Source organism: Hymenobacter profundi, from assembly GCF_019334315.1.
GTDB classification, from domain to species: Bacteria; Bacteroidota; Bacteroidia; order Cytophagales; family Hymenobacteraceae; genus Hymenobacter; species Hymenobacter profundi.
In genome coordinates, this window is record NZ_JAHWGL010000047.1 from 1 (window position 1) to 24,826 (window position 24,826).

Consider the following 24,826-nt stretch of genomic DNA (forward strand, 5'->3'; position numbering starts at 1 on the left):
GGGTATGAGTTGATAGAGCAGAAGCGGTGAAGTGGTGAGTTTGTGAAGTAGTGAAAAAAGCGTGTGTCATCCTGAGCTTGCGAAGGACCTTATGCCAGTTGAACGAGTCGTTGTTACGATGGTCGTTCTCACATGATAAGGTCCTTCACTGCGCTCAGGATGACACACGCTTTTTTCACTACTTCACAAACTCACCACCTCACCATTTCACAAACTTACCTTTCACCGCCTAGCCGCTGGGGTAGGCGTATTCAACGTTTTCGGAACGGTAGGGGCTTGGGGTAGCGTGATGGGTACGGCGCGGGGTGCGGGCTGGCGCACAGGCCGGAGTGGGGTACGGCTGAGCACCAGCGTGTCCTGTTGCAGGCGGGCTTGCAGAAACTGGTAGAGGCGTTGGGTTTCGGCGGGGGTAGGCACGGTATCGGGGCGCTGCCAGGCTACGGCTACGGTGAGCAGGGTGTCGGCGCGGAGGGTGTCGGGGGCAATATCGGTTTGAGGGCGGGCCACGCTCAGGCCGGCCACGCGCGGAAAGGCGGCACGAACCTCGCGCAACACTTGCGCCGCCGAGGGCAGCGGGTTGCTGGCTGGACTACTGGTGGTGCGGATGGTGGGTGCACGCGTCAGCTCCGCTTCTAACTGCATGTTTTGAAACAGATTGCGGGCGGCTTCTTCACTCAGCTGCGCTACTTCCTCCTTTGAAATATTCACCCGCGACACTTCCACTTGGTAGTTTTTGAGGTCGCGCTGGCGCAGCCGCTTTTCCATTTGGGCCACTTGGCGGGGCACCACATTCAGGCCCGAGAAGTACACCCGCACCAGGTTGGTCGAATCGGTGTGCGCGATATCCCAGCGCAACACTTCGTTGCCTTGCGCCCGCAATCCGTCTACCACTACCTCCTCCACAATGCGCCGGTCGCGCTCCTGGCGGTATACACTCACTAGGAAGTAGACGCTGGGAGCCACAATTAAAGCCAGCAGCAGACCCATAATGATGTTGACGCGGCGCTGCTGTCCCTCCTCCACATACGTGCGTTGCGGAAAGCGCATTACCCTCACAATCATGTAAGTAGCCAAGCTGATGAAGGCCGCGTTGATACAGTATAAGTACAACGCCCCCAGAAAAACTGACCAGTTGAGATGCGCCAGGCCAAAGCCGGCCGTGCACAGCGGGGGCATAAGCGCCGTAGCAATGGCCACGCCCGGAATGGCGTTGGTCTTATCGCGCCGGGAGCTGGAAATGATACCGGCCACGCCCCCAAACAAGGCAATGAGCACGTCGAGCAGGGTAGGGTGCGTGCGCGCGAGCAGTTCGGGTGTGGCTTGCCCCAGGGGCGTGAGGCTGAAATAGAGTACGCTGGCTACCAGGCTGATAGCAGTAGCCAACCCCAGTTGGCGCAGCGCGTGCCGAAACATAGCCGAGTCGTTGATACCCAAGCTCATGCCTACCCCCAGGATCGGACCCATCAGCGGCGAAATCAACATGGCCCCAATGATGACGGCGGCCGAGTTGGTATCCAAGCCGATGCTGGCCAGCAGCGCCGCGCACATCAGAATCCAAAGCACCGAACCTCGCAGTTCAATATTGGCTTCAATGTCCTCGACGGTACCGCCGATGGACGCGCCCGTGCGAAGGTTCAGCAAACGGAGTAAACGCAGCAGCATAGGGAAACTTTAGGTAGTAAGGACGAAGGTAAAGCCAGCATACGGAAAGCACGACAGGAAGGTAGCCTATCTTTGCCCGCGATTATGCCGCTTTAGTATCATGGCCAATTCCTATTTTCAGTTCAAGCAGTTTCGGGTAGAGCAGGCGCACTGTGCCATGAAGGTGTGCACCGATGCCTGCGTGCTGGGCGCCACGGCGGCGGTAGCCGGCGCCCGGCGCGTACTGGATATTGGCACCGGCACCGGCCTGCTGGCCCTGATGGCCGCCCAGCGCAACCCCACGGCCACCATTGAAGCAGTGGAATTAGATGCCGCCGCGGCCGCCCAGGCCGCCGAGAACTTTGCCGCCTCGCCGTGGGCAGAGCGCCTGCGCGCCTACCCCATTAGCCTAGCCCAATTTGCGGCCACCCACCCCGCCCCCTACGACCACATCCTGTGCAACCCGCCGTTTTTCCGTCAATCGCTCCGCTCGCCCGACGCGCAACGCACCACGGCCCGCCACACTGCCAACGACACCCTGACGTTCACCGAAATCAGCCGGTTTGCCGCTGATTTTTTAACTGAACAGGGCAAACTCACGGTGCTATTACCGCCACCCGAGATGCTGCATTTCGAGCAGGACGTAGCGGCCGTGGGCCTCTACCCTACCGCTCGGCTGGCGCTGCACCACCGCCCCGGCAGCCGGGCGTTGCGCCACATTACCGCCTTTGGGCGGCAGCCACAACCTGTGAGTACGCAAACGCTACTGCTGCATGATGCAGATGAGGCGGTGTATTCGCAGGAGTTCCGGGCGCTGCTAGGCGGGTTTTATCTGCACTTGTAGCGCTACACTAGTTGCCGGAGTCGGGTAAGTTTGTCTTGGTAGAATTCGTCGAGCAAATCGGTACTTACCTGGTCGAACTCGGGACGGGTGTAGTGGCGACGCACGGTGCCAGCAGCCAGAATGGTTAGCTCGTCGCAGATTTCGGTGAGGGTGCCGAGTAGGTGCGATGTCAGGAGAATACCAGTGCCGCGTGCCCGCAGCCGCAGCAGTATTTCCTTCACTAGTAGGTTGGTACCCAGGTCGAGACCGTTGAAGGGCTCATCGAGAATGAGGTAGCGGAAGTCCTGCACCAGCACTGCCAGCAGGGCCAGCTTCTTCTTCATCCCAGCGGAATAGTCTTCGGCATAGGCATCGAGCGGTAGTTCCAGCAACTCGTTCCACTCCGCGAAATCCGGCACTGTCCGGCCTCGTGCCTGTAGGCAAAAGGTGAGGTATTCGCGGCCAGTAAGGCGCGGATAGAAGTAGGGCTCGTAGGGTAGCAGGCTCGTATGCTGGCGCAGGCTGAGGCCGGTGGTTTCGCGCACCGTGCCGTGGTAGTCGGCAATCAGCCCGTAGATGCAGTTCAGCAGCGTGGTTTTGCCAGCCCCGTTCACACCTACCAACCCGTGGATGGTACCAGGGCGCAAGTCGAGGCTGACGTGGTGCAGGACGGGCTGCGCGTCGTAGGCTTTGTGTAGGTTGCGAATTTCAATCATAGCGAAAAGCGGCCAACCGCCGTCGGCTTTTAGTTAGCAAAACAGGAAACGCCGCCACAAATACTGCCCCGTACACGGTATTCAACACAATCAGCAAGCCCAGCGCTACCACGCCCACTTGTATGGTAAGACTCAAGAAAGCATTGGGGTAGAAGGCGTATTTGGCGAGCAACGCTCCGGCTAGGACTGCCAAATTCCATAATAACAGTCCCAAAGCGCTTACCCAGGTAGCAGATCCTACCGCCATTATTGCGAGGAAAGGAGTTGCCGTGAGCAGGTAGTAAGCCCACAGCAGCCACACGCGTCGCCAGAGGAAGGCGTCTACCCCACGGGCGGCCGTTAGCACCATCGTGGATGGCTCGGCCGTGCCGTAGCAACTCAGCACCCACAACAGCCACAGTACCGCCGCTCCAGCCGCAACGAGGGGTAGCTGATGCTGCCACACGGCCACGCCGAACAGCCCCAGCCATACCAGCATGCCGCCGCCCTGCCGCCAGCCCCCTACCCACTCAAACGCCTCAGCCCGAAACAGACTACTCCTACCCTGCTTGCGCGTCCGCACGGCCGGAATCGGCAGCCACGGCACAGCGGCGACGGCCAGCATCGTTAGTACCGCGGCGCCTACCCTGCCATGCGCCAGCAGCACTGCCGCGGCCGGGCTCAGCAGCAACGCATACTCCACGGCCAACCATTGCCGAAATGTGGGGGCTACTGCTTGCAGAAAAGGCAGGTCGTCTCGCCGCCAGTGGGCGCTGAGGCACAGCCACATACCTAGTATTGGCACTACCCACTGGCCTACCGGATGGCGCGCCGCCGTGAGCAGCGCTTTGCTACTTACCGCTAATAGCATTGCCCCAAGCAGTAGCAACCGCCACCATCCTAGCTCCAGCAGGTGACGCCTTAGTATCCGCAGGCGCAACAGAAGATACGCGTTCATGCGAGGTACAACGGTATATATGTGTTAATCTATACAAAAATCATTGTGATGCGCCATTGCCTACCTCTTTCCCTAAAATGCGTTTATAAATGCTACGTATAAGGCCTGTAAAAACTTCATGAAACTCCCTCATGCGGGTGCGTTTCTTTCGCCTGTATTGTGCATAGGAAGAGTCTAAGGAACTAACACGCCCAAAACACTTGTATAAATGAACAACTATTCATAAGTTTACTACCGCTATGACTCTCTCGCCTACCCCCAACGCTGAACTGAACCTGACCACCGAAAAGATGGAGAAGGTGGCGTTCATTCTCAAAACCACGGCGCACCCTACCCGCATTGCCATCGTGCAGTTGCTTTCTAACCACGAGAACCTATCGGTGACGGACATCAGCGAGCAACTGGGGGTAGAGCAAAGCCTGCTCTCGCACCACTTGTCGGGCATGAAGCTGAAAGGCATTCTGAGTTCCCACCGCGAAGGCAAGAACATTTACTACGCGCTGAAAATGCGGGAAGTGGTGGATGTTATTCAGTGCTTGGCCGCCTGCACGTTTCTGTAGAAACGGCCATTTTTTTGATCCAACACATGAACACTTTATCATAAATTCATTCGTTCACTTGTTTCTCATGCTTTCACTTCTGGGCTATTTCGCGGCAGTTTTTATCGGACTTTCTTTGGGCATACTGGGCGGGGGCGGCTCTATTCTCACCGTGCCCGTGCTGGTGTACCTGATGGGCGTGAACCCGGTGCTGAGCACGGCCTATTCCCTGTTTGTGGTTGGCTCTACTTCGGTGGTGGGTGCCTCGGGGTATTTCCGCCGAGGGCTGGTGTCGTTGAAGACGGCTGTTGTGTTCCTACTCCCCTCTTTGCTGGCCGTGTTCGTGGTGCGCAAGCTGCTGCTGCCCGCCATTCCGCATGTACTATTCAGCGTGGGCAACGTTGTTTTCACCAAAGATTTGCTGGTGCTGGTGACTTTTGCAATGCTGATGGTGGGAGCTGCCCTATCCATGATTCGTGCAAAGCAAACCGAACAAGTGCTGGCGGAAAAACTGCACCACTTACCCACCTTCAACTACCCCCTGATTCTGGGCATTGGCCTAGTTGTGGGGCTCCTCACGGGCTTTGTAGGAGCCGGCGGCGGCTTTCTGATTATTCCGGCGCTGGTACTGGGCGCCCGCCTACCCATGAAGCTGGCCGTGGGTACTTCGCTGGCCATCATTGCCCTCAATTCGCTTATCGGCTTCAGCGGTGATATCAGTGCGGGCACCCCTATTGCCTGGACGTTTTTACTTGGCTTTCTGTCTTTTACGCTGGCGGGCATTGTGCTGGGTACCTATCTGGCTCGTTTCATCCCGGGCGCCAAGCTCAAGCCCGCTTTCGGCTGGTTTGCCCTCACGATGGGCTTGTTTATTCTACTGCGCGAATTGGTATTCGTGTCCTAAGCCGCACGGCCCTACCCGCTGAATTTCTCCAGCCTGCTTTTCCTCCTGTGGTTTCCCACTCCTATCTTTTACATCGACATACCCCATGAAAATCGAACAATTTGAAGACAAAGGCCTGGCGCATTTTTCCTACGCCATCCTGAGCGAGTGCGCCCGCGAAATGGTGCTGATTGACCCGGCCCGCAATCCGCAGCCCTACTACGCCTACGCGCAGGCCCACGACGCCACCATCGTGAGCATCATCGAAACCCATCCGCACGCCGATTTTGTCTCCTCGCACCTGGAAATTGCCCGGCACACCGGCGCCGTCATTCGCGTGAGCCACCTGCTGGGCGCCGAGTATCCGCACGAAGCATTTGACGAGGGCGACGTCTTTACCGTCGGCAAGCTCACCTTCCGGGCCCTCAACACGCCCGGCCACTCGCCCGACTCCATTAGCGTGGTGCTCAGCCGCGAGGGCGAGGACAAGGCCGTATTCACCGGCGATACCCTGTTCATCGGCGACGTGGGCCGCCCCGACCTGCGCGAAGAGGCGGGCCACCTGACGGCCAAGCGCGAGGCCCTGGCCCAGCTGCTGTACCACTCGCTGCACCACAAGCTCATGCCCCTGGCCAACGAGGTGTTGGTGTATCCGGCCCACGGCGCGGGCTCGCTCTGCGGCAAGGCTCTGAGCGGAGCCAGCAGCAGCACCATAGCGGATGAGAAGCGCAGCAACCCCATGCTGCGCGCCATGAGCGAGAAGGCCTTCGTGCAAGAGCTCCTCGTCGATCAGCCTTTCATTCCCAAATACTTCGGCTACGATGTGGCCCTGAACAAAACCGGAGCCCCGGCCTACGCTCTGAGCATACAGCAGGTAGCCCGCCTAGCGGCCGACGTGCCGCTGCAACCGGGCGTACTGGTAGTAGACGCCCGCCCCGAAGCCGCGTTCAAAAAGGCGCACGTTGCCGGCGCCCTCAACATACAGCAGGGCGGCAAGTTTGAGACTTGGCTGGGCTCCATCGTCGGGCCGGAAGAGTCATTCTACCTAGTGGCTGCTGACGAGGCCAGTCGGGAGGACTTACTGCATAAGACTGCCAAAATTGGCTACGAAACCTTGCTGAAAGGGGCGTTGGTGGGTACGCCCGCCACTACGGGAGCTTCTCTGCCGCCGCTAGACGTGGAGCCATTTCGCCAACACCCGGAGGCGTATACGGTTGTTGATATTCGCGCTGCTTTAGAAGCGCAGGCCGAGCCGTTGTTTGCGGGGGCACTCAACATTCCGCTGCCCGAGCTGCGGGAACGGGTAGGCGAAATTCCTCAGGACAAGCCCGTAGTAGTGCACTGTGCAGGCGGCTACCGCTCGGCTATCGGGGCCAGCATCGTGGCACCGGCCCTACCCGGCACTGCCGTCTTCGATTTGGGGGAAGCCGTAAAATCCTTTCAGACGGCTTTAGCTAATCATTAAACTTGTGTCCGATACAAAGGAAAGCGGCAAAGGACGGTCATGCTGAGCTTGCCGAAGCATCTCTACCGCTTCGCCCGCAGTTATTCAACGAAACGGTAGAGATGCTTCGGCAAGCTCAGCATGACAGCCTGTCTGCGTTAACACGACTTTCTAAACATCTTCTTTACTACTCCATCATCTTCATGCTTGATTTTCTTCGCCAACCCTGGCCCTGGTACGTGGCGGGCCCACTCATTGGACTAACTGTACCTGCGCTCCTGCTCGTTGGCAACAAAGCTCTGGGCATCAGTTCCTCGCTGCGCCACGTGTGCGCGGCCTGCGTGCCCGCCGGCATTCCCTTCCTGACCTACAACTGGCACGCCGAGCGGTGGAATCTGTTTTTCGTGCTCGGCATCGTCATCGGTGGCTTTCTGGGCTACCGGGTGCTGGGCCACCCCGATACCATTGCCATTTCGGCCGAAACCGTGCGCGACCTACGGGCTCAACTGCACCTCACCGACTTCACGGGCCTCCTGCCCCGGGAGCTTTTCGCCCTCGAAAACCTGCTGAACTGGAAAGGCTGGGTGTTTCTGGTGTTGGGCGGCTTTTTGGTGGGCTTTGGCACGCGCTACGCCGGGGGCTGCACGTCGGGCCACGCCATTTCGGGCCTTTCCAATTTGCAGTGGGTGTCGCTGGTAGCCGTTGTCGGCTTCTTTGCGGGTGGCCTGCTGATGACGTGGGTCATCTATCCGCTGCTCTTTTAGTCTGCTTATGAAAAATCTGAAATATCTGGTCCTGGGCGTGTTGTTTGGCCTGATTCTTACTAAAAGCGAGGTAGTGAGCTGGTGGCGCATTCAGGAAATGTTCCGCTTCCAGAGCTTCCACATGTATGGGGTCATTGGCTCGGCTATTCTGGTGGGCATGGTGTCTATCCAACTCATCAAGCGCAATCGCCTCAAAACCATTCACGGCGAAGAAATCAGCCTGACCGATAAGAAATACACGCACGGCACCTGGATTGGGGGCCTCATTTTCGGGTTGGGCTGGGCCCTGACGGGTGCCTGCCCTGGTCCCATCTTCGCCCAGCTAGGCAGTGGCGTGGCTGGCGCGGCCGTGCTGCTTCTGGCCGCACTGGCCGGCACCTGGACCTACAGCGCCCTGCGCGACAAGCTCCCGCATTGACGCGTCTCCTCGACTTGCCCTACCCACCGCCGCCCTCTTGCCGCCTATCATAGTAGGGAAAGAAAGTTGACAGGCAGTAGGCAAGCTTCTGTCTCCTCCGGGCGAAATATGCCCTACGCCATCAGACACATTTCCTCGCCCTCTGTAAAGCGGATGTCGTATTCCGCTGCCAGCTCGTGCAAAATCGGCTCGTAGATATCAGCCTGGGTAGGAAGCACGATGCCGTATGCGGCCACGTGCCCGCCGGCCAGACGCCGCACGGCCATGCCCAGCGGCAGCCCTACCGTTTTGGCCATGGCGGTGTGCGTGGCGTCATCACCTAGCACCACCAACGATGCGGTGTTCGCATACACCAATCCGGCTAGTTCATACTCAAATTGGTGCTGCATCACCACCATGTCGCGGTCTTGCGGCTGGAGCGCCCATTTGCGCAGCAGCAGGTGCTCCAGCAACTGGGCCGGCGTGGCGTTGGCAAGGCCTACCGGCTCCAGCGAGAAGATGCCCAGCCACGTCAGCAACTGCATTTCGGGGCTGTTGGGTGCAAGTTGCAGGTAGTCCGTCACCCACCCCACCGGCGACCAGTGGGGAAGTGGTAGCCGCGGCAAACAGGCGGCCACCAGCTCGCTCCACGGCAGGCTCGCGGCGTTGCCCAGGCGCACCGAGTCGTCGGTGAGGCCCAGCTGCACCAGCGCGTGCCAGGCGGCGCAGTAGCCGGGGCGGCGTAGGGTGCCGCGCAGCATCGTAGGGATGCCGTCGAGGCCGTAGAGGGGGCGGTAGCTGAGCGAGTCGCGGTTGGGGTAGCCCTCGAAGTCGCCGTAGCCGGGTACGCTGAAGGGCTCGGCGCGGGCAAATAGCTGGTGGTAGGGCACCAGCCGCGGGCGGCCATCTTCTAGGTACTGCGCCGTGCTTTGCCCGGCCAGCACCACGTTGCGCGGATTCCAGGTGAACTTGTAGCGCCACGGATTGTCGCCTTCTGAATCAGGGGCCAGCAAGCCGCCGCAGTACGATTTGAAGCTGGTGAGCCGCCCGCCCCGCGCCCGAATGCTGTCAATCATCTGCATGGCCGACATATGATCCAGGCCGGGGTCGAGGCCGCACTCCATGAGCAGCGTGACGCCCGCAGCACGGGCCTCCGCATCCAATGCGCGCAGCTCGGGCGTGGCGTAGCTGGCGGTGGCCAGGTGCCGGCGGTGGCGTACGCACACCCGCGCCACCACCGGGTGCAGAAACGCGGGCAGCATCGAAATTACGACATCGTGCTGCTGCACTAGCTCGTCGAGGCAGGCGGCATCGTCGGTGGAGAACAGCACGGCGCGGGCGTAGGCAGCGTGCGCGGCCAGTACGGGCGCCAGGGGAGCGGGGTCGAGGTCAGCAATGGTGAGCTGCCAATTTTCCGCAGGTGCGTGGCGCAGCAGGTAGGCAATGAGCGCAGAAGCCGAGCGGCCGGCACCGAGCAGCAATAGGCGGGTGGGTAGGGACATGTCGGAAGGGTCGGGTGTATTGTCAAAGCTAACAACTCCGGGAACATACGCCTGCCGGTCGGACGCCGCGGGTGTCCGACTGGTTGCCATTGCTGACTACCGCACCACATGCATAGCCATCAGTAGGAAACCCAGACCGTAACCGGTCGTCGGACGCCTACGACGTCCGACCGGCAGGCGTATGTCCTGCCATTCGCCCTACCCCCAGCGCAGTTCAACCCGCTGTTGTACCGTTCGCTGAAAAACAATTTTTCCCAGCTGAAAGGCCCGCTAGGTTTGAGGTATCAATCGCACTACAAACGTCTTATACCCCTACCACGATGAACTTGACAGCCCTCCTCCGTACCTTCTGCGCTGCCCTGCTTACCAGCGCCACACTTTTCACCACCGCACCCGTAGCCAGCGCATCGGTCCCTACCCCTACCTCCCTCGTAGCCGATAGCCCAGCCGCTGCGCACCCCCACTTCACGGTGCGCGTGGTGGGCAAAGGCCAGCCCATGCTGCTTATTCCGGGCCTAACCTGCCCTGGTGCCGTGTGGGATGAAACCGTGGCGCACTATCAGAAACAGTACCAGTGCCACATCATTTCCATCAACGGATTTGGTGGCACGCCCGCACCGGCGAGCACCGGAAACCTGCTCCAAAACGTGCGCGACCAGCTCCTCACTTACGTCAAAACGCAGCACCTCCACAAGCCCGTAGTAGTAGGGCACAGCCTGGGCGGCTTTCTGGCCCTGTGGATGAGCACCACCCAACCCGACGCCGTAGGGCCGCTGGTGATTGTGGACTCCCTACCCTTCCTGTCGGCGGTGCAAAACCCTATGCTGACCGCCGATGCCGCCAAGCCCATGGCCGAGGGCGTACGGCAGCAGGTAGGCCGCGGCCACATGGACGCCGCCACCGCCCGCCAGATGTCGGCCAGCCTGATGACCGATACGGCCCGCATCCGACAGGCCACCGCCTGGAGCGTGGCTTCCGACCCCGCTACTGTAGGCCAAGCCATGTACGATATGTATACCACCGACTTGCGTCCCGACGTGGCCCGCATTCAGCAGCCCGTATTGGTGCTGGGTGCCTGGGCCGCTTACAAGGCCTACGGCTCTACCAAGGAGAGCACCCGCGCTATTTTCGAACAGCAGTACGCCAAGCTACCTCAGCACCGGATTGAGATGTCGGAAGCCGGCAAGCACTTTCTGATGTGGGACGACACGCAGTGGTTCTTAGCGCAGTCGGACGCTTTTTTGAAGCAGTACGCAGTCGCCAAAAAATAGAAGACCGTCATGCCTGATCAGGCATGACGGTCTCCCCTGGCCCCACTGCTACTCCCTAGAAATCAGAATACGCCACTGGGTGCAGGAATTGCATATCAATATGCGACACGTTGTTTTGGTATTCGGGCCGGGCCGAGAGCTTCTTCCAGTCCGGTGCCTCCCCAAACTGTTTCCAGTGCGCGTCGCGGGCGGCTTTATTCTCGAAGGTGGTCATATACATCAGGTTGGGCATGTGGCTGCCCGCCAGAACCCGGCCGTAGAATACCGCATTGAAACCCAGGCGCTTGAACAGGCCTACCTCGTCGCCCTGCACAAACATCTGCACCTTGTTGAGGTGCTGGGCCTGGGTAGCGCTTTCGTAGCTGCGCAGCTCGTAGATGCGCTCGGGGCGTGGCCCAGTTAGGGGCGGCGTCTGGAGCTTGAGCTGATCAGAAAACGACTCTAGCAGAATATTTTCCAGGCGGGTGTAGGGTGCTTGATCGTGGGCGGCCTGCCAGTATTGTTGTCCAGCGGCGCCATACACCTTCGGTTGCTCCAACTGCGTTGTTACGCGTTGCCACTGTTGCAGCGACTGGTAGGGCACCAGTACTAGCAGGCGCCGGTCGGCAGCCGTATCGTTGCCGACTGGCTCGAACACGCCCACTTTCGGAATACCCAGCTTGTGCAGTGCCGGCAGGTAGGCGTCTTTCAAAAAGGCCTCTACCCGCTGCTGTTGCTGCTGATCGCGCAGATGATAGACTTGTATTTGGTAGTACTCACGGCCGGCGGCGCGGGTGGTCGTTGCACTCAGCAGCATACCGGCCAGGAGCAGCAATTGGCAAATTGTGGTGCGGAAACGTGGAGGGGATTTGGGTGTCATCGGTACAGTTCAGAATAGATTAACTGCTTAAACATACCGCAAATTCGGCAACCGTCGGCTTGCTTTCTCCTAATTCTACACAAACCCTTTTTGCCATGATAGCCCCTAGCTCGTCCTTAGATCAGCAACGTGCGCAGTTTACCGCCCAGCGCCTGCTGGCTATGCCATTGGCGGGCACCGTGGCCTGGGCAGTGGTAGGCGTGGCCGGCCTCACGCTGTCGTCGCCCGTGCAGATGGTGTGGGCACTGTACTTGAGCACCGGCAGCATTGTGTATCTGGGCCTGTTTTTCTCCCGGTTCACTGGCGAAAACTTCCTGGACCGCACCAAACCCAAAAATGCGTTTGACATCCTGTTTTTCAGCACGGTAGCGATGTCGTTGCTGGTGTACGCCATTGCCATTCCCTTTTTTCAGGCCGATTATACCTCCCTACCCCTCACCGTCGGTATCCTCTCGGGACTGATGTGGCTGCCGCTGTCCTGGATTATCCAGCACTGGGTAGGAATTTTTCACGCCGTGGCGCGCACGGTGCTGGTGCTGGCCACCTGGTACGCTTTTCCGGCCCATCGATTCATTGCTATTCCATTTCTCATCGTGGGGCTGTATGTTGTGACGATCCTCATCCTGGAATACCGCTGGCGGGCCGTTCGGCGAGAAAACGCGGTGGCTTTATCAGCTTAATTGTATGTCTTCCTTATCCGTCGATAGCCCTACTCCTACCCATCGTCGTTGGTATTGGAGCCTGCAAGTAGCGGGCTGGCTGCTCTACGCCTGTCTTGGCCTGATACTAATTCGGTTGTTTGCGGCGCGCGTGGTCATTGGCTGGCATCTTCTTGCCATTCAATTAGCTATAGCTGTGGTGCTCCTTCTTGTCAGCCACTGCGTGCGCGCTTGGATAAAACGGCAGCATTGGAAGCAGTTGCCTTTTGGGGCATTGCTATGGCGGCTGCTTGTAGCCAATGGGGTAGCCGCCGTGCTCGGCCAGATAGTGCTGGGAGTTATTATCGCCTTTCTGATCCGGCCGCCTGCCAGCATGGGTGGGTTGGCCGGTGGCGCTCAATTTGTGGGCTATATTCTTAACACTTACTTCGTGCTTTGGCTCTGGACGGCCTGCTATTTCGGCTGGCACTACCTCAGTCGCTACAAGCAGGCCGAGGTAGATAAATGGAAGTTACAGGCGGCCGTGCGAGAGGCGGAAATGAGCACCCTGAAAGCCCAGATCAACCCGCATTTTCTATTCAATGGCCTTAATAATATTCGGGCCTTGGTGATGGAAGACCCCGCCCGCGCCCGCGCTATGATGACGCACCTCTCCGACCTGCTGCGCTACTCTATCCAACTCAATGGCACCGAGCAGGTACCGCTGGCCCGCGAGCTGGAAATTGTGGAGCACTATCTTCAGCTGGAAGCCATGCAACTAGAAGAACGCCTGACGTATACGCTCGATATCGACCCTGTTACCCTAGCCGTTCCCATACCGCCCATGACCTTGCAGCTACTGGTGGAGAATGCCATTAAGCACGGCATCGCGCCCCGGCCCGAAGGCGGCGTCATCACTATTTCGGCCCAATTGGCGGCCGATGGCGCGCAGCTGCACGTGGTAGTGCGCAACACCGGCAGCTACCAGCTGCCTGCGCCGGGCCATACGGGTATCGGGCTACGCAATGCCCGCGAGCGGCTCGCACTGCTATTCGGACCCGCCGCTACCCTCACGCTCACCAACGACCCAAACGCGCCCAACCAGGTACTGGCGCACGTGCAGCTACCCGTAGCTGCCGCCCTGCCCTCCCACTCCACGCCCGCTACGGTAGCCAGTGTATAGCTATTTTTTACGCTATGAATATTCTATTAGTTGATGATTCGCGCCTGGCACGCCAGGAACTGCGCCACCTGTTGCAAGCCTACCCCGAGGTGACGGTAGTAGGCGAAGCCCGCCACGCCGCCGAAGCCCGCCAGCTCCTACCCACGCTCCGCCCCGATGTGCTGCTGCTCGACATTCACATGCCCGGCGAAACCGGCTTCGACTTGCTGGCCTCGCTGGACACGGCCCCACATGTCATCTTCACCACCGCTTACGACGAATACGCCCTCCGCGCTTTCGAGGTGAATGCGCTGGACTACCTGTTGAAGCCCGTGCAGGAACACCGCCTCGCCGCCGCCTTGGCCAAAGCCCGCACTGTCCTAACGCCTCCCGACGATAACCCGCCTACCCCCACACCCGAGCCGGCCCCTACCCTCCTCACCGAGCACGACCAGGTGTTTGTGAAGGACGGCGAGCGGTGCTGGTTTGTGCGCTTGGCTGATATCCGCCTGTTTGAAATCAATGGAAGCTATACCCAAGTCTACTTCGACCAGCAGCACCCCCTCATCCCGCGCACCTTGCAGCACCTGGAGCAGCGCCTCGACCCGCGGGTATTTTTCCGGGCCAACCGGCAGCAGATCATCAACCTGAAGTGGATTGCCGGCATTGAACCCTGGTTCAGCAACACGCTCAAAATACAGCTGCGCGAAGGGCCGGAGGTGGAAGTTTCGCGCCAGCAGTCGGCCCGCTTTCGGGAGTTGATGAGTCTGTAGAGGGATTGTTTTCAACCAGAACGTCATGCTGAGCGGAGTCGGAGCATCTCGCGTGCTGATGTGAGGTAGTAATTCTAAAAGTTGAAATTCCCAAGAGCACGCGAGATGCTCCGACTCCGCTCAGCATGACCATCTAACGAGCCCAAACCGATTTATCAGCAGATAATTGTATTTTCGCCGCCCCTCTTCACAAACGGGGCCGCTATTCGGCGCCGTCACTTCTATTGCCCTGCCGATGGCTCACCCCCTGCACCTCACCATCACCGTCGACGTACTGGCGTCGGAAGCGGAACTGACGCCCGCCGAAGCCACTGTGTGGCAGGCTGCCCGCGCCGCTACCAACCATGCGTACGCTCCCTACTCGCATTTTCACGTGGGCGCGGCGCTGCTGCTGGAAGATGGCAGTGTGTTTCGGGGAAACAACCAGGAGAATGCGGCCTACCCTTCTGGCCTCTGCGCCGAGCGGACGGCTCTGTTTGGCTGGGCAGCCAGCCAGCCAGCCCAGCGCATTGTGGGCATGGCCGTGGCCGCCCGTCCCGCCAATGGTGAGTTCACGCTGGCCTGGCCCTGCGGCGCCTGCCGCCAGGTGATGACGGAGTACGAGCACCGCCAGCAACACCCCATTCCGCTGCTGCTACCCGGCCCCGATGGTACCATCTACCGCTACCGCAGCGTGGGCGACCTGCTACCCTTCAGCTTCTCGGCTGAGAATCTGCCTACCCCCCAACCTATCGTATAACGCTGCTGGTGGCTGCTCAGGAACATCATCTTCGCGTTCAGCGCACGGCGCGCTACTATCAACTAGGCACTCCTGGACCTACCACGCGCCGCGTGTGGGTGGTGTGCCACGGTTACGGACAGCTAGCTGCCTACTTCATTCGGCACTTCGCTTTCCTCACCGAGGACGACCCAAACACGGTAGTCTTGGCGCCCGAAGGACTTTCACGCTTCTACCTTCAGGGCACTAGTGGCCGTGTAGGGTCTACCTGGATGACGCGCGAAGACCGCCTCACCGAAATTGAGGATTACGTAGCCTACCTCAACCAGCTCTCAGATACCATTCTGGCCCAATGCGCGCCCGACGCGCAAGTGCTGGTGCTGGGCTTTTCCCAAGGCGCCGCTACTGTAAGCCGATGGCTGGCTCACGCTCCGTTCCGGGCGGCGCGGCTGGTGCTCTGGGCCGGCGCCTTCCCACCCGATATGGACTTGTCTGTGGCCGCCCGCCTGCTGCGGCAGGTGCCCGTCACGCTGGTATGCGGCACGCAGGACAAATACGTGACCGACGAAGCCGTAGCGCAGCAGCAAGAGGCGCTGCATGGACTAGGCGTAGAGCCGGAAATCATTTGGTTCGAGGGACGGCATCAGCTGGATAGAGTGGTACTGCAGCAGCTCCGTGAAGCTTTGGAACACTAGAAAATGTCTGTCATCCTGAGCTTGCGAAGGACCTTCTCACGCGTGAACGGCCAGCGTACCAACGACTCGTTCACGCGTGAGAAGGTCCTTCGCAAGCTCAGGATGACAGACAGCGCCCTACCCCTTCTGAATAGCAGTAGCCGCGCCCTGCGCGGTGGGTAGCAGCAGCACTTCCGCCACGTTGACGTGCGGCGGGCGCGTGACCATAAACCGGATAACGTCGGCCACATCTTCGGCACGCAGCGGCTCAAACCCCTGGTATACCTTATCGGCGCGCTCTTGGTCACCTTTGAAGCGCACCTGCGAAAACTCCGTTTCCACTGCGCCAGGGTTCACTTCAGCCACCCGAATACCGTGGGGTAGCAAATCCAACCGCATGCCTTTCGTAAGCGAGTCGACGGCGGCCTTGGAAGCGCAATACACGTTGCCGTTGGCGTAGGCCTCTTTGCCGGCAATAGAGCCCACATTCACGATGTGGCCCTGCTGGCGGCGCGTCATGGTGGGGAGCACGGCGCGGGTCACGTAAAGCAAACCTTTCACGTTGCCGTCCAGCATGGCATCCCAATCCTCCGGGTCGCCTTCCTGAATGGGCGCCAGGCCGTGAGCATTGCCAGCATTATTGATTAGCACGTCAATCTCCTGAAACTCGGTGGGTAGGCTGCCAATGGCTGCCTCCGTAGCAGCCCGGTTGCGCACATCAAAGGTGAGTAAATGGGTAGGAGCAGGCGCCAGTTGCTGCGCCAGTTCTTCCAGCTTCTCGCGCCGACGTCCCGTGAGTACCAGCCGGAAGCCAGACTCTGCCAGCGCCACCGCCGTGGCCCGGCCAATCCCCGACGAAGCGCCTGTGATTAAAGCAGTTTTCATACAATGAAAGGGTAGATGGCTGAAGAACGAAAGGGTGAATGAGTAATCCAGCGACTACTCATTCACCCTTTCGTTCTTCACCTTATTCAAAATTCAGATATAGCGTCACGGTGTGGCTGCTCATCCGTTGCAAACTATTGTTATACACATCCGTCTGGCCTTCTTTCTGCTGAATGTTGCGCAGGCCGTGCGAGAAGCGCAGTTCTGGGGCAAACTTGAACAGCGGATAAAACAGGTCAAGCCCTACCCCGTACTCGATGGCAAGGTCGGTTTTGTTGACGCGTAGCAGGTTGTTTTCCGGGTCTTTGATGCGGTTGCCCACGTTCACACTCGGCTTAATCCCACCCACCATATACACGCGGGTGTTGCGCCGCCGCTGCGAGTGAAATTTCAGTAGAATCGGAAAATCCACTTGGGTGGTTTCCACCTCCTGGTTCTGGATTTCTCTGGGCATATCTGGCACGTTTAGGTCGGGTGTGTAGCCGTAGGGCTTAAACTCCACCCGGCGCGTCATGAAGCTCACGCCCGGCGCAAAGCGCAGGCTCAAAAACTCCAACAAGCGCGCGTCGCCCACAAAACCCACCGAGAAGCCAGGGCTGTTGATGGTATTCGCCGTTACGCCCAGGCCGCTGTCTCGCCGGTCAATGTAGGTCTGCGTATGCTCGATGCGGTAGCCGGAGAAATTCGGTGCGATGTAAAAGCCGGGGTGAAACCACCGGTCATCGTAGCCCGGCAAGTTGTTGCTGGTCACCGATTTCACTTGGCCACGCCGGCCGCGACTGGCTGTAGTAAGGCTTTTTTTCTGGGCGTAGGCGCCAAAAGGAACCACGGCAGCCAAAGCGGCCACCACGGCCACTCGACCTATTTGTGCGCAGTATAAATGGAGCTGATGCCGAAAGTAAGAGGCTGCCATGCGGGGGTAGTAAATCCAACCTGTGAAAGAATTGCCAGAAAATCAGGACCATCGGGAAACGCCTGCACCGACTCGGGCAAGTAAGTATAAGCCGCTTGGTCCTTGGAAATCAGCTTGCCAAACACAGGTAGAATGTGCTGAAAATAGAAATTGTACGCCTGCTTCATAGGGAAAGCAGTGGGCTTGGAAAATTCCAGAATCACAAGCTTTCCGCCGGGCCGCAGTACCCGCCGCATCTCCGTTAGGCCCTGCTTGAGGTTCTCAAAGTTGCGCACGCCAAAAGACGCTGTGACGGCATCGAAGTGGTCGTCGGGGAATGGCAGGTTTTCAGAGTCGCCTAGTTCGAGCTTAATCCGGTTGGTGAGACCTTTAGCCTGCAGCTTGCGTCGCCCTACCTCCAGCATTCCCTCCGAGATGTCCACGCCCGTTACCTGCGCGTCGGGGGTGGCGGCACGTAGCGTTTCGATGGCAAAATCGGCGGTGCCGGTGGCAATATCCAGAATCCGGGCCGGTCGCAGTTGCTTCAGTTCACCCACTGCTTTGCGCCGCCAGTAGATATCGGTGCCGACACTCAGGAAATGGTTCAGAAAGTCATACTTGCCGGCGATGCTGTTAAACATGGTAGCTACCTGCGATTTTTTGCCGGCAGCGTCGTCTTTGTAGGGAACAACGGACATATAGTGCAGAAACGAAGTAAGGGGCGCTGAATTGCTCAAACATAACGCCCCGGCGCGGATAAAGTTGGGATAAGGTCTCGCAACTTCCGCAGTAGGTGCCTGTAAACTAAACGGGCCGGGCATGATGCCCGGCCCGCGTTGTTGGCAGACAATGACTTACTAATTGTCAGTCTTCACTTTGGTTTTCTCGCCGGTAGCGGTCTTTGCTTTCGCGTCGATGGTACCGTTCTGCGTAACCGTCTTCGACTTGGAGCCTTCCGGACCTTTGGTTTTAATTTTCACCTTGTCCGAATCCTCGTCTACTTTCACCTTCACTTTGGTGCCATCGTCGAGCTTCACCGTGTTCTTGCCAGGCTCCAGCGTGGCGCTGGTTCCGCCAGGAGCGGCATTCATGGGCCGGGTCATGCGAGGCTGCGAGCTAGGGCTCATCATGGCACCTCCGCCCGAGTTGGTGCTCGTGCCGCCGCCATTCATCTGCGGCATGGTTTCACCCTCACCCAAAATCACGCGGAATTCGGTGCGGCGGTTTAGCTGCATGTTCTCCGGCGAATCGTTTGGAGCTGCCGGACGACGCTCACCGTAGCTCACCGTTACCATGCGGGTTTCAGCTACGCCTTGCTTCTTCAGGTAGTTGTAAGCAGCATTGGCGCGGTTCTGACCCAGTACCATGTTGTACTCGTCGGTATTACGCGAGTCGCAGTTACCTTCCACCGAGATATTGATACCGGGGTTGGCCTTCAGAATACGAGCAATATTGTCCAGCTCTGTAATCGACTCCGGCCGCAGGTTATACTTGTCGGTATCGAAGTAGATATTGTTGAGCGCGACTTGCGAAGTGGTATCTACGTAGGGCACGTAGAAGTTCTTCACAATGGTGGTAGAGTCGTTGGTAGAGATAGGCACCTCAAACTCCTGCGTCTCGATGTTCTTACCGTCTTTCGACACGGCTACCTGGTAGGTACGACCCGACAGCAGGCTTACCTGATAGTCGCCGTTGCCGGGCTTGGTTACATCGCGGTAGCTCAGGGCCGTGTTATCGGCTTGTTTGCCGCTGAACACCAATTCCACACCCGGAATCACAGAAGCGCTGTCGCGGGCCGAGAACACCTGGCCGCGAATCGTCACATTCTTGATGTAGTTGATGGTGTAGATGTCCTTCTCACCGTAGCCACCAATGCGGTAGCTAGAGAGGTAGGCGTAGCTGCCATCGGGGCTGAGGCGGTAGTAGGTGTCGTCGTCGGGCGTGTTGATGGGGTAGCCCATGTTCTCGGCCCGACCCCACTTGCGGCCTACTTCGTCCCACTCCGACTTAAAAATATCGTAGCCACCCATGGTGTTGTGGCCGCGCGAGGCGAAATACAGCGTTTTGCCGTCGCGGCTCAGGTAGGGGCTATCGTCGTCGTAAGGTGTATTAATAGCGCTACCAATCGACTTGGCTGGTCCCCAATCACCGCCTTGCTGGCGAGTAGAGTAGTAAATGTCCAGCGTGCCGTCTTCCGAGTACTTTGAGGTAGAGAAGTAAATCGTCTGGCCATCGGGCGTGATATAGGCGTCCGACTCGTACGACTTGGAGTTGATATTGCTGTTCAGCTTCTTCGCCTCCGTCCAGTCGCTACCTACCTTCTCCGAGTAGAAGATGTCGCCATCTTCGTCGTTGCGGTACATCAGCAGCTTGGTGTCGTTGTCGAATACCTGAATAGAAGCGTCGTGCCCCTTGCCGTTGAGCACGGTGCTCAGCGAGCGAGGCTTCTCCCACTCCTCATCGTTGATGCGCTTGGCCTCGTAAATGTTTTCGTAGTACTGGCCGTCGGCGGCTAGTTTCTTGTCTTTTACTTTGCTCTTGTTATTCTCCGTCACCACTGGCGTCTCGTTCATATTGTCCGAGCGCGAGGTGAAGAGCAGCACCTGGTCGTCCTGCGAGATAACCGGGCTGTGCTCCGACCACTGGGTGTTGATGGTCGGCCCCAGGTTTTTCACGAAGATATCCTTGGGCGTATTGAACTGCACCTTAGCGTTTTTGCTGTGCTGAATCAGCTGGGCCAGTTCTTTTTTGCGGGTATCCTTGGCTTTCAGGGTGGTGTTGTAGGCCTGAAAGTGGGCAATAGCTTCGTCGAAGTTGTAGTTGAGGTGATCTACGCGGCCCAACCAATACTCCACATCACGCGACACACGTGGTTTCAACTTCTGTGCCTTATAGATATAGTCGCTGGCCTTTTCCTTATCAAACGACATATAGGCAATACCAGCCCGGAACAGTGCCTGCGCGTTGTTGGGGTCCTGCGCCAACACCTGCTCATAGTAAGGAATAGAAGCCCGATAGTTCTCCTGCTCGAAAAACTTATTAGCGGTCTTCAGCTGCTTGCGGGTACCTTGAGCCAGCGCAGGCTGGGCCATAGCAGTAGCAAGGGCAAAAGCACAAGAGGCCTTTAATAAGCTTTTGACTACGTTGTCCATTGGGGGAGATGTTTGAAAAATAAAGCGGTGCGGTAGCTCGTTGGTAGAGCAGCTTCGCCCTGCAAACTTAGTTTTTATTAGGCTGCCTCTTATACTTAAAACCTGCTACAGGGTTAAGGGCAAGCAAATAATTTAGTAGCGCTGGTACGACGAAGTGGAACTAATTGTTAGTAACAGTCTGTTGTAGAGCTTCCCCAACAAGCACGTTTGCGGGCAAAGATAGAAATTTTATAATACGCCCTTACTCTTATCCTATCCATTCGAAAATATTGAGGTGACGCTCATTGCTCGGAGATTTGGCCATCCAAAAAGTATACCTAGTATTTCAATTTTTTACACGAATACAGGATTATAACGCTATTTAAAAGGAAATAGCAAAGTTTTTTCCTGGCGCTTCATACTGGCGTCTCGTTGTACCTTTGCGGTTTCGCCTAGCTGCCTATGCAAATTCACGATGCTGCCTTCCTGGCTAGCAATACTCGCCTCGACGCTTGCCCACCGCCTACCCTACCGGAATATGCCTTCATTGGGCGCTCCAATGTGGGCAAATCTTCCCTCATCAATATGCTAACCGGGCAGAAGGCGTTGGCTAAAACGTCCTCCACTCCTGGTAAAACACAGCTGATCAACCATTTCCTGATCAACAAAAACTGGTACTTGGTCGATTTGCCAGGCTATGGCTACGCCAAAGTGAGCAAAGTGGCGCGGGCGCAGTGGGGAAAGATGATCAACTTCTACCTGCGCAACCGCGAAAATCTGACGTGCCTATTTGTGCTGCTCGACTCGCGCCTACCCCCGCAGGCTGTGGACCTAGAGTTTATGGAAATGCTAGGCACCCAGGGCATTCCCTTCGTGATGGTGTTTACCAAGGCCGATAAGCAGTCGGCCACGCGCACACGCCAGCTGATTGATGCGTATCTGGAAAAGATGAGCGCGATTTGGGATGAGCTGCCACGCCACTTTATTACCTCCGCCGAGTCGAAGGAAGGCCGGGAGGAGATACTCGGTTTTATTGGTAAAATCAATCAGCAGCTGGCCGAAACACCAGAGAACCCATAATCTGGCTTCTTTCTTGACGTTAGGGGTAGGCAGCGCGGCCGTATGTTTTCTTGGCCGCTGTCTTCTCATTCACTGAAACGATTAATAACTCGTTTACTTTCGAACGATTACTTAATTCCCATGAAAAAATTCGCTTTTCTTCTGAGTTGTGGTTTGCTGGCTGGTGCAACTTCCGTGGTTGCCCAAACCAAGCCTGCAGCCCCGGCACCAACCGCTACCCAAGCGGCTCCGGCCGGCGGCGTTGCCAAAGCCATTCCAGTGGCCGAGTATTACGAGGGTGGTCAGGAAGCCATGTATGCCTTTATTGAGAAGGAGCTGAAATACCCGGTGCTGGCCAAGCGCAACCGCATTCAGGGCACCTGTATTGTGAGCTTCACGCTGAACACCGACGGCACTACCAGCGGCTTTAAGCTGGTGAAAGGAGTAGGCGGTGGCTGCGGCGATGAAGCCATGCGCGTAGCTAAACTGCTGCAATTCAAGAAGCCCGATTACGCGGTGCTCACCAGCCTGCCCATCGTGTTTAAGCTCTAATTGAATCTTCGGGCGGCCATCCGGCACCAACTCGTTCGGAATGCTACCTTTGCCGCCTTCTACACCAACCGACTTTACCCTTATGCCCTACGACCTGAAGGAAATTGCCGCCATTAGCGGAATGCCCGGTCTGTACCGTCTTGTAAGCCCCACCCGCACCGGCGTTATTATTGAAGCCCTCGATGGCCGCGGCACGCGCTCCATCGCCTCGGCCCGCAACAAAGTGTCGCTGCTCCAGGAAATTTCCATCTACACCCAGGACTATGACCAGACTGTAGCTCTGACTGAGGTGTTCGACCGGATTCACCAGCAGTTTGGCGCCGAGCTGGAGCTGACCAGCAAATCGGATGACCGCGACCTGACGGCTTTCATGGGCCAGGTAATTCCGGATTACGACCGCGACCGGGTGTATATGTCTGATATCAAGAAACTGGTGACTTGGTACGGCATTGTGAGCAAAAACCTGGAATACCAGGCTCCGGCTACCGATGAGGACGACGCTACCCCCGCAGCCGACGAGCCCCTCAGCACGGGCGGCGAGATTTCAGCGGATGCTACGGCAACGGACGACGCGGCGGCTGCCAACCCAGAGGCTGCCACGGAAGCACCCAAAAAGAGTAAGAAAAAAGCCGAATAGTCGGCTTCGATTACACGCGAAAGCCCGCTCAGGTAATTCCTGAGCGGGCTTTTGTACTTGTTATCTGCGAATTCAATTCCGGAGCCGCTACTTTTGAGCCATGCAGCCACTACCCACTCTAAAGGTTTTTAAGTTTGGGGGTGCCTCCGTGAAGGACGCCCCTGCCATCCGCAATCTGGCCGCCATTGTGCGGATGTATGAAGGCCAGGGCCCGCTGCTGATTGTGGTATCGGCAATGGGCAAAACCACCAACGCGTTGGAGGATGTCTTTCAGCGGGCCTACACAGGAAAGCTGTACGCGGAAGCTTTGCAGGCGGTGGAAGACTACCACCTGCAAACGGCCCAAGAACTGGCAGAGCCTACCCGGCAGGATGCACAACCCGCTCTACAAGAACTATTTACTCTTCTTCGGCAGCAGTTGAGCGACCTCACGCCCGCGCAATACGACCAGCAATACGACCAAATTGTGAGCTTTGGGGAGCTACTGGCTACGCGGCTGGTAGCCCACACGCTGGCGGCGCAGTGGCTTGATTGCCGCCCTCTGCTCCGCACCGATAGCACTTGGCGCGAGGCGCGCGTGGATTGGGCCACCACCGAACAGCAGCTACAGGATACTCTACCCCCACTGCTGGCCCAAGGCCCCGTGGTGACGCAGGGCTTTTTGGGCGGCACCGCCGACGGCCGCACCACCACGCTCGGCCGTGAGGGCTCAGACTACACCGCGGCCATTCTGGCGTACTGTATGGGCGCTGAATCCGTTACCATCTGGAAAGACGTGGCGGGCCTACTCAACGCCGACCCCAAGTTCTTTGCCGACACGGTGCGCTACCCGGAAATCAGCTACCAGGAAACCATCGAAATGGCCTACTACGGTGCGTCTGTGATTCACCCCAAAACCATTAAGCCGCTGGCGGTGCGCGGGATTCCGTTGCTGGTGAAGTCGTTTTTGCACCCCACGGCTGAAGGAACGCGCGTGCATGACTGTCAGCACGGGCTACTGGCGCCGGCCTATATCCGCAAGGCCGGCCAGTGCCTGATTTCCTTTGAGTCGAAAGACCTCACGTTTATTTCGGAGGAAAACCTGGAGGTAATTTTTGGGGCGTTGGCACAGGTGCGGCTCAAAATTCACGTGATGCAGAACTCGGCCATTAGCTTCTCGGTGTGCACCGATTTTTCGGCTTATCGGTTGGAGCAATTGCTGAGCTTGCTGCGCGACCAGTTCACGGTGCATTACAACACGGAGCTAGTGCTTTACACCATCAAAAACTACACTACTGATAGCCTGGAACGCCTTACGGCGGGCCGTACGCTGCTGCTGGAGCAACGCACCCGGCAAACCTTCCAGATGGTGTGCCGCGAGGAGGTATAAGTGAGATGGTAGTGCCAGGCTAGCCGAAACATTGTGGCGGCTCCTGCGCTTTTCACCTTATCTTTGCGGTTCATTCCTCCTGACCAGTGCCGGTTTCTGCTGCTTCTACAACTCCTTCCTTGCCTACCCCTGCGCACGTGCGCGGCCTGCTGGCTCGTGCTGGATTGCGCGCTACCCAACAACGCGTTCTGATTCTGGGCGGATTGCTGGCCCTGCGCGACCACCCCACCGCCGAGCAGGTACACCGCCAGGTTGCGGTCGAAGCCCCTACCCTGTCGCTGGGTACGGTGTATAAGGCGCTGGATAGTTTTGTGGTAGCGGGGTTGGTGAAGCGAGTGGCTGTGGCCGACGGCGCGGCCCGTCGCTACGATGCTGATTGTTCGCCCCACCACCACTTGTTTTGCACCGCTACCCAGGAAATTCTGGACTACCGCGACCCGCAGCTGGACGCTCTGATTCAGGAGTTTCTGGCGGCGCGGGGGTTTGAAAACTTCCAGCCGCATTCGTTCTCGCTACACATCACCGGCGAGAAAATCATCCGCTCTGCCTGACCCATCCCG

26 protein-coding genes are annotated in these 24,826 nt (G+C 58.1%); 17 read left to right on the plus strand and 9 right to left on the minus strand.

Going from position 1 to position 24,826, the window contains the following annotated elements:
• Window positions 1-222: 222 nt before the first annotated feature.
• Window positions 223-1,662: a DUF389 domain-containing protein gene (locus KYK14_RS12025; protein ID WP_185283433.1), complete on the minus strand. Its 1,440-nt coding sequence runs from the start codon at window positions 1,660-1,662 to the stop codon at window positions 223-225.
• A gap of 100 nt (window positions 1,663-1,762) precedes the next feature.
• On the opposite strand from KYK14_RS12025, the gene KYK14_RS12030 reads away from it, so the two are divergent.
• Window positions 1,763-2,485 (plus strand): tRNA1(Val) (adenine(37)-N6)-methyltransferase, encoded by a 723-nt coding sequence (locus KYK14_RS12030; RefSeq protein ID WP_219159092.1) that lies wholly within the window; start codon window positions 1,763-1,765, stop codon window positions 2,483-2,485.
• Window positions 2,486-2,487: 2 nt separating this feature from the next.
• Here KYK14_RS12030 and KYK14_RS12035 read toward each other — a convergent pair whose 3' ends face one another.
• On the minus strand, window positions 2,488-3,180 hold the full coding sequence (locus KYK14_RS12035; RefSeq protein WP_219159094.1) for an ABC transporter ATP-binding protein: 693 nt from the start codon (window positions 3,178-3,180) through the stop codon (window positions 2,488-2,490).
• On the minus strand, window positions 3,173-4,117 hold the full coding sequence (locus tag KYK14_RS12040; RefSeq protein ID WP_219159096.1) for a hypothetical protein: 945 nt from the start codon (window positions 4,115-4,117) through the stop codon (window positions 3,173-3,175). Before KYK14_RS12040 ends, KYK14_RS12035 begins: the two co-directional genes overlap by 8 nt.
• Before the next feature lie 239 nt (window positions 4,118-4,356).
• On the opposite strand from KYK14_RS12040, the gene KYK14_RS12045 reads away from it, so the two are divergent.
• The 5 genes from KYK14_RS12045 (at window position 4,357) to KYK14_RS12065 (ending at window position 8,165) form a co-directional block, all read left to right on the plus strand.
• Window positions 4,357-4,677, plus strand: a complete 321-nt coding sequence (locus KYK14_RS12045) for an ArsR/SmtB family transcription factor (protein WP_246601815.1) — start codon at window positions 4,357-4,359, stop codon at window positions 4,675-4,677.
• Between the two features lie 67 nt (window positions 4,678-4,744).
• Window positions 4,745-5,560: a sulfite exporter TauE/SafE family protein gene (locus KYK14_RS12050; RefSeq protein ID WP_219159098.1), complete on the plus strand. Its 816-nt coding sequence runs from the start codon at window positions 4,745-4,747 to the stop codon at window positions 5,558-5,560.
• An 85-nt stretch (window positions 5,561-5,645) separates the two neighbouring features.
• A complete protein-coding gene (locus KYK14_RS12055) occupies window positions 5,646-7,004 on the plus strand; it encodes an MBL fold metallo-hydrolase (RefSeq protein ID WP_219159099.1) in 1,359 nt (452 codons plus the stop codon).
• A gap of 176 nt (window positions 7,005-7,180) precedes the next feature.
• Window positions 7,181-7,747 (plus strand): YeeE/YedE family protein, encoded by a 567-nt coding sequence (locus KYK14_RS12060; RefSeq protein WP_343217096.1) that lies wholly within the window; start codon window positions 7,181-7,183, stop codon window positions 7,745-7,747.
• A gap of 7 nt (window positions 7,748-7,754) precedes the next feature.
• Window positions 7,755-8,165 carry a DUF6691 family protein gene (locus tag KYK14_RS12065; protein ID WP_219159103.1) on the plus strand — a complete coding sequence of 137 codons (411 nt, stop codon included), beginning with the start codon at window positions 7,755-7,757 and terminating at the stop codon, window positions 8,163-8,165.
• Between the two features lie 113 nt (window positions 8,166-8,278).
• Here the strand turns inward: KYK14_RS12065 and KYK14_RS12070 are convergent, their stop codons facing one another.
• A complete protein-coding gene (locus KYK14_RS12070) occupies window positions 8,279-9,646 on the minus strand; it encodes a saccharopine dehydrogenase C-terminal domain-containing protein (RefSeq protein WP_219159105.1) in 1,368 nt (455 codons plus the stop codon).
• Window positions 9,647-9,972: 326 nt separating this feature from the next.
• Between KYK14_RS12070 and KYK14_RS12075 the strand changes: the two genes are divergently transcribed.
• Complete coding sequence (locus tag KYK14_RS12075) at window positions 9,973-10,917, plus strand: alpha/beta fold hydrolase (protein WP_219159107.1); 945 nt, start codon at window positions 9,973-9,975, stop codon at window positions 10,915-10,917.
• A 55-nt stretch (window positions 10,918-10,972) separates the two neighbouring features.
• On the opposite strand, the gene KYK14_RS12080 is transcribed toward KYK14_RS12075, so the two are convergent.
• Window positions 10,973-11,776: an NIPSNAP family protein gene (locus KYK14_RS12080; RefSeq protein WP_246601816.1), complete on the minus strand. Its 804-nt coding sequence runs from the start codon at window positions 11,774-11,776 to the stop codon at window positions 10,973-10,975.
• 95 nt (window positions 11,777-11,871) lie between these two features.
• Between KYK14_RS12080 and KYK14_RS12085 the strand changes: the two genes are divergently transcribed.
• The 5 genes from KYK14_RS12085 (at window position 11,872) to KYK14_RS12105 (ending at window position 15,762) form a co-directional block, all read left to right on the plus strand.
• Entirely contained in the window at window positions 11,872-12,456 is a 585-nt protein-coding gene (locus KYK14_RS12085; RefSeq protein WP_219159109.1) for a DUF7010 family protein, read from the plus strand.
• Between the two features lie 4 nt (window positions 12,457-12,460).
• Window positions 12,461-13,597, plus strand: a complete 1,137-nt coding sequence (locus KYK14_RS12090) for a sensor histidine kinase (protein WP_219159111.1) — start codon at window positions 12,461-12,463, stop codon at window positions 13,595-13,597.
• 14 nt (window positions 13,598-13,611) lie between these two features.
• Complete coding sequence (locus tag KYK14_RS12095; RefSeq protein WP_219159113.1) at window positions 13,612-14,349, plus strand: LytR/AlgR family response regulator transcription factor; 738 nt, start codon at window positions 13,612-13,614, stop codon at window positions 14,347-14,349.
• Between the two features lie 235 nt (window positions 14,350-14,584).
• Window positions 14,585-15,088: a cytidine deaminase gene (gene cdd / locus KYK14_RS12100; protein ID WP_185283424.1), complete on the plus strand. Its 504-nt coding sequence runs from the start codon at window positions 14,585-14,587 to the stop codon at window positions 15,086-15,088.
• Window positions 15,089-15,096: 8 nt separating this feature from the next.
• Entirely contained in the window at window positions 15,097-15,762 is a 666-nt protein-coding gene (locus KYK14_RS12105; protein WP_219159115.1) for an alpha/beta hydrolase, read from the plus strand.
• 117 nt (window positions 15,763-15,879) lie between these two features.
• Here KYK14_RS12105 and KYK14_RS12110 read toward each other — a convergent pair whose 3' ends face one another.
• From KYK14_RS12110 to KYK14_RS12125, 4 genes are all read right to left on the minus strand, one after another.
• The gene (locus KYK14_RS12110) at window positions 15,880-16,626 is read right to left on the minus strand and encodes an SDR family NAD(P)-dependent oxidoreductase (protein WP_219159117.1); all 747 of its coding nucleotides are present in this window, start codon (window positions 16,624-16,626) and stop codon (window positions 15,880-15,882) included.
• Between the two features lie 82 nt (window positions 16,627-16,708).
• A complete protein-coding gene (gene porT / locus KYK14_RS12115) occupies window positions 16,709-17,539 on the minus strand; it encodes a type IX secretion/gliding motility protein PorT/SprT (protein WP_219159119.1) in 831 nt (276 codons plus the stop codon).
• Window positions 17,488-18,216, minus strand: coding sequence for a bifunctional demethylmenaquinone methyltransferase/2-methoxy-6-polyprenyl-1,4-benzoquinol methylase UbiE (ubiE, locus tag KYK14_RS12120; RefSeq protein WP_219159121.1), 729 nt, complete (start codon window positions 18,214-18,216; stop codon window positions 17,488-17,490). Before ubiE ends, porT begins: the two co-directional genes overlap by 52 nt.
• Before the next feature lie 159 nt (window positions 18,217-18,375).
• On the minus strand, window positions 18,376-20,610 hold the full coding sequence (locus KYK14_RS12125) for an OmpA family protein (RefSeq protein WP_185283419.1): 2,235 nt from the start codon (window positions 20,608-20,610) through the stop codon (window positions 18,376-18,378).
• Between the two features lie 501 nt (window positions 20,611-21,111).
• Here KYK14_RS12125 and yihA point away from each other — a divergent pair.
• The 5 genes from yihA (at window position 21,112) to KYK14_RS12150 (ending at window position 24,817) form a co-directional block, all read left to right on the plus strand.
• A complete protein-coding gene (yihA, locus tag KYK14_RS12130) occupies window positions 21,112-21,729 on the plus strand; it encodes a ribosome biogenesis GTP-binding protein YihA/YsxC (protein ID WP_219159123.1) in 618 nt (205 codons plus the stop codon).
• A gap of 120 nt (window positions 21,730-21,849) precedes the next feature.
• Window positions 21,850-22,260 (plus strand): energy transducer TonB, encoded by a 411-nt coding sequence (locus KYK14_RS12135; RefSeq protein WP_185283417.1) that lies wholly within the window; start codon window positions 21,850-21,852, stop codon window positions 22,258-22,260.
• A gap of 82 nt (window positions 22,261-22,342) precedes the next feature.
• On the plus strand, window positions 22,343-22,897 hold the full coding sequence (locus KYK14_RS12140) for a DUF5606 family protein (RefSeq protein WP_208306176.1): 555 nt from the start codon (window positions 22,343-22,345) through the stop codon (window positions 22,895-22,897).
• Between the two features lie 100 nt (window positions 22,898-22,997).
• A complete protein-coding gene (locus tag KYK14_RS12145; protein ID WP_219159125.1) occupies window positions 22,998-24,266 on the plus strand; it encodes an aspartate kinase in 1,269 nt (422 codons plus the stop codon).
• A gap of 86 nt (window positions 24,267-24,352) precedes the next feature.
• Entirely contained in the window at window positions 24,353-24,817 is a 465-nt protein-coding gene (locus tag KYK14_RS12150) for a Fur family transcriptional regulator (RefSeq protein ID WP_219159127.1), read from the plus strand.
• The last annotated feature ends 9 nt before the right edge of the window (window positions 24,818-24,826 follow it).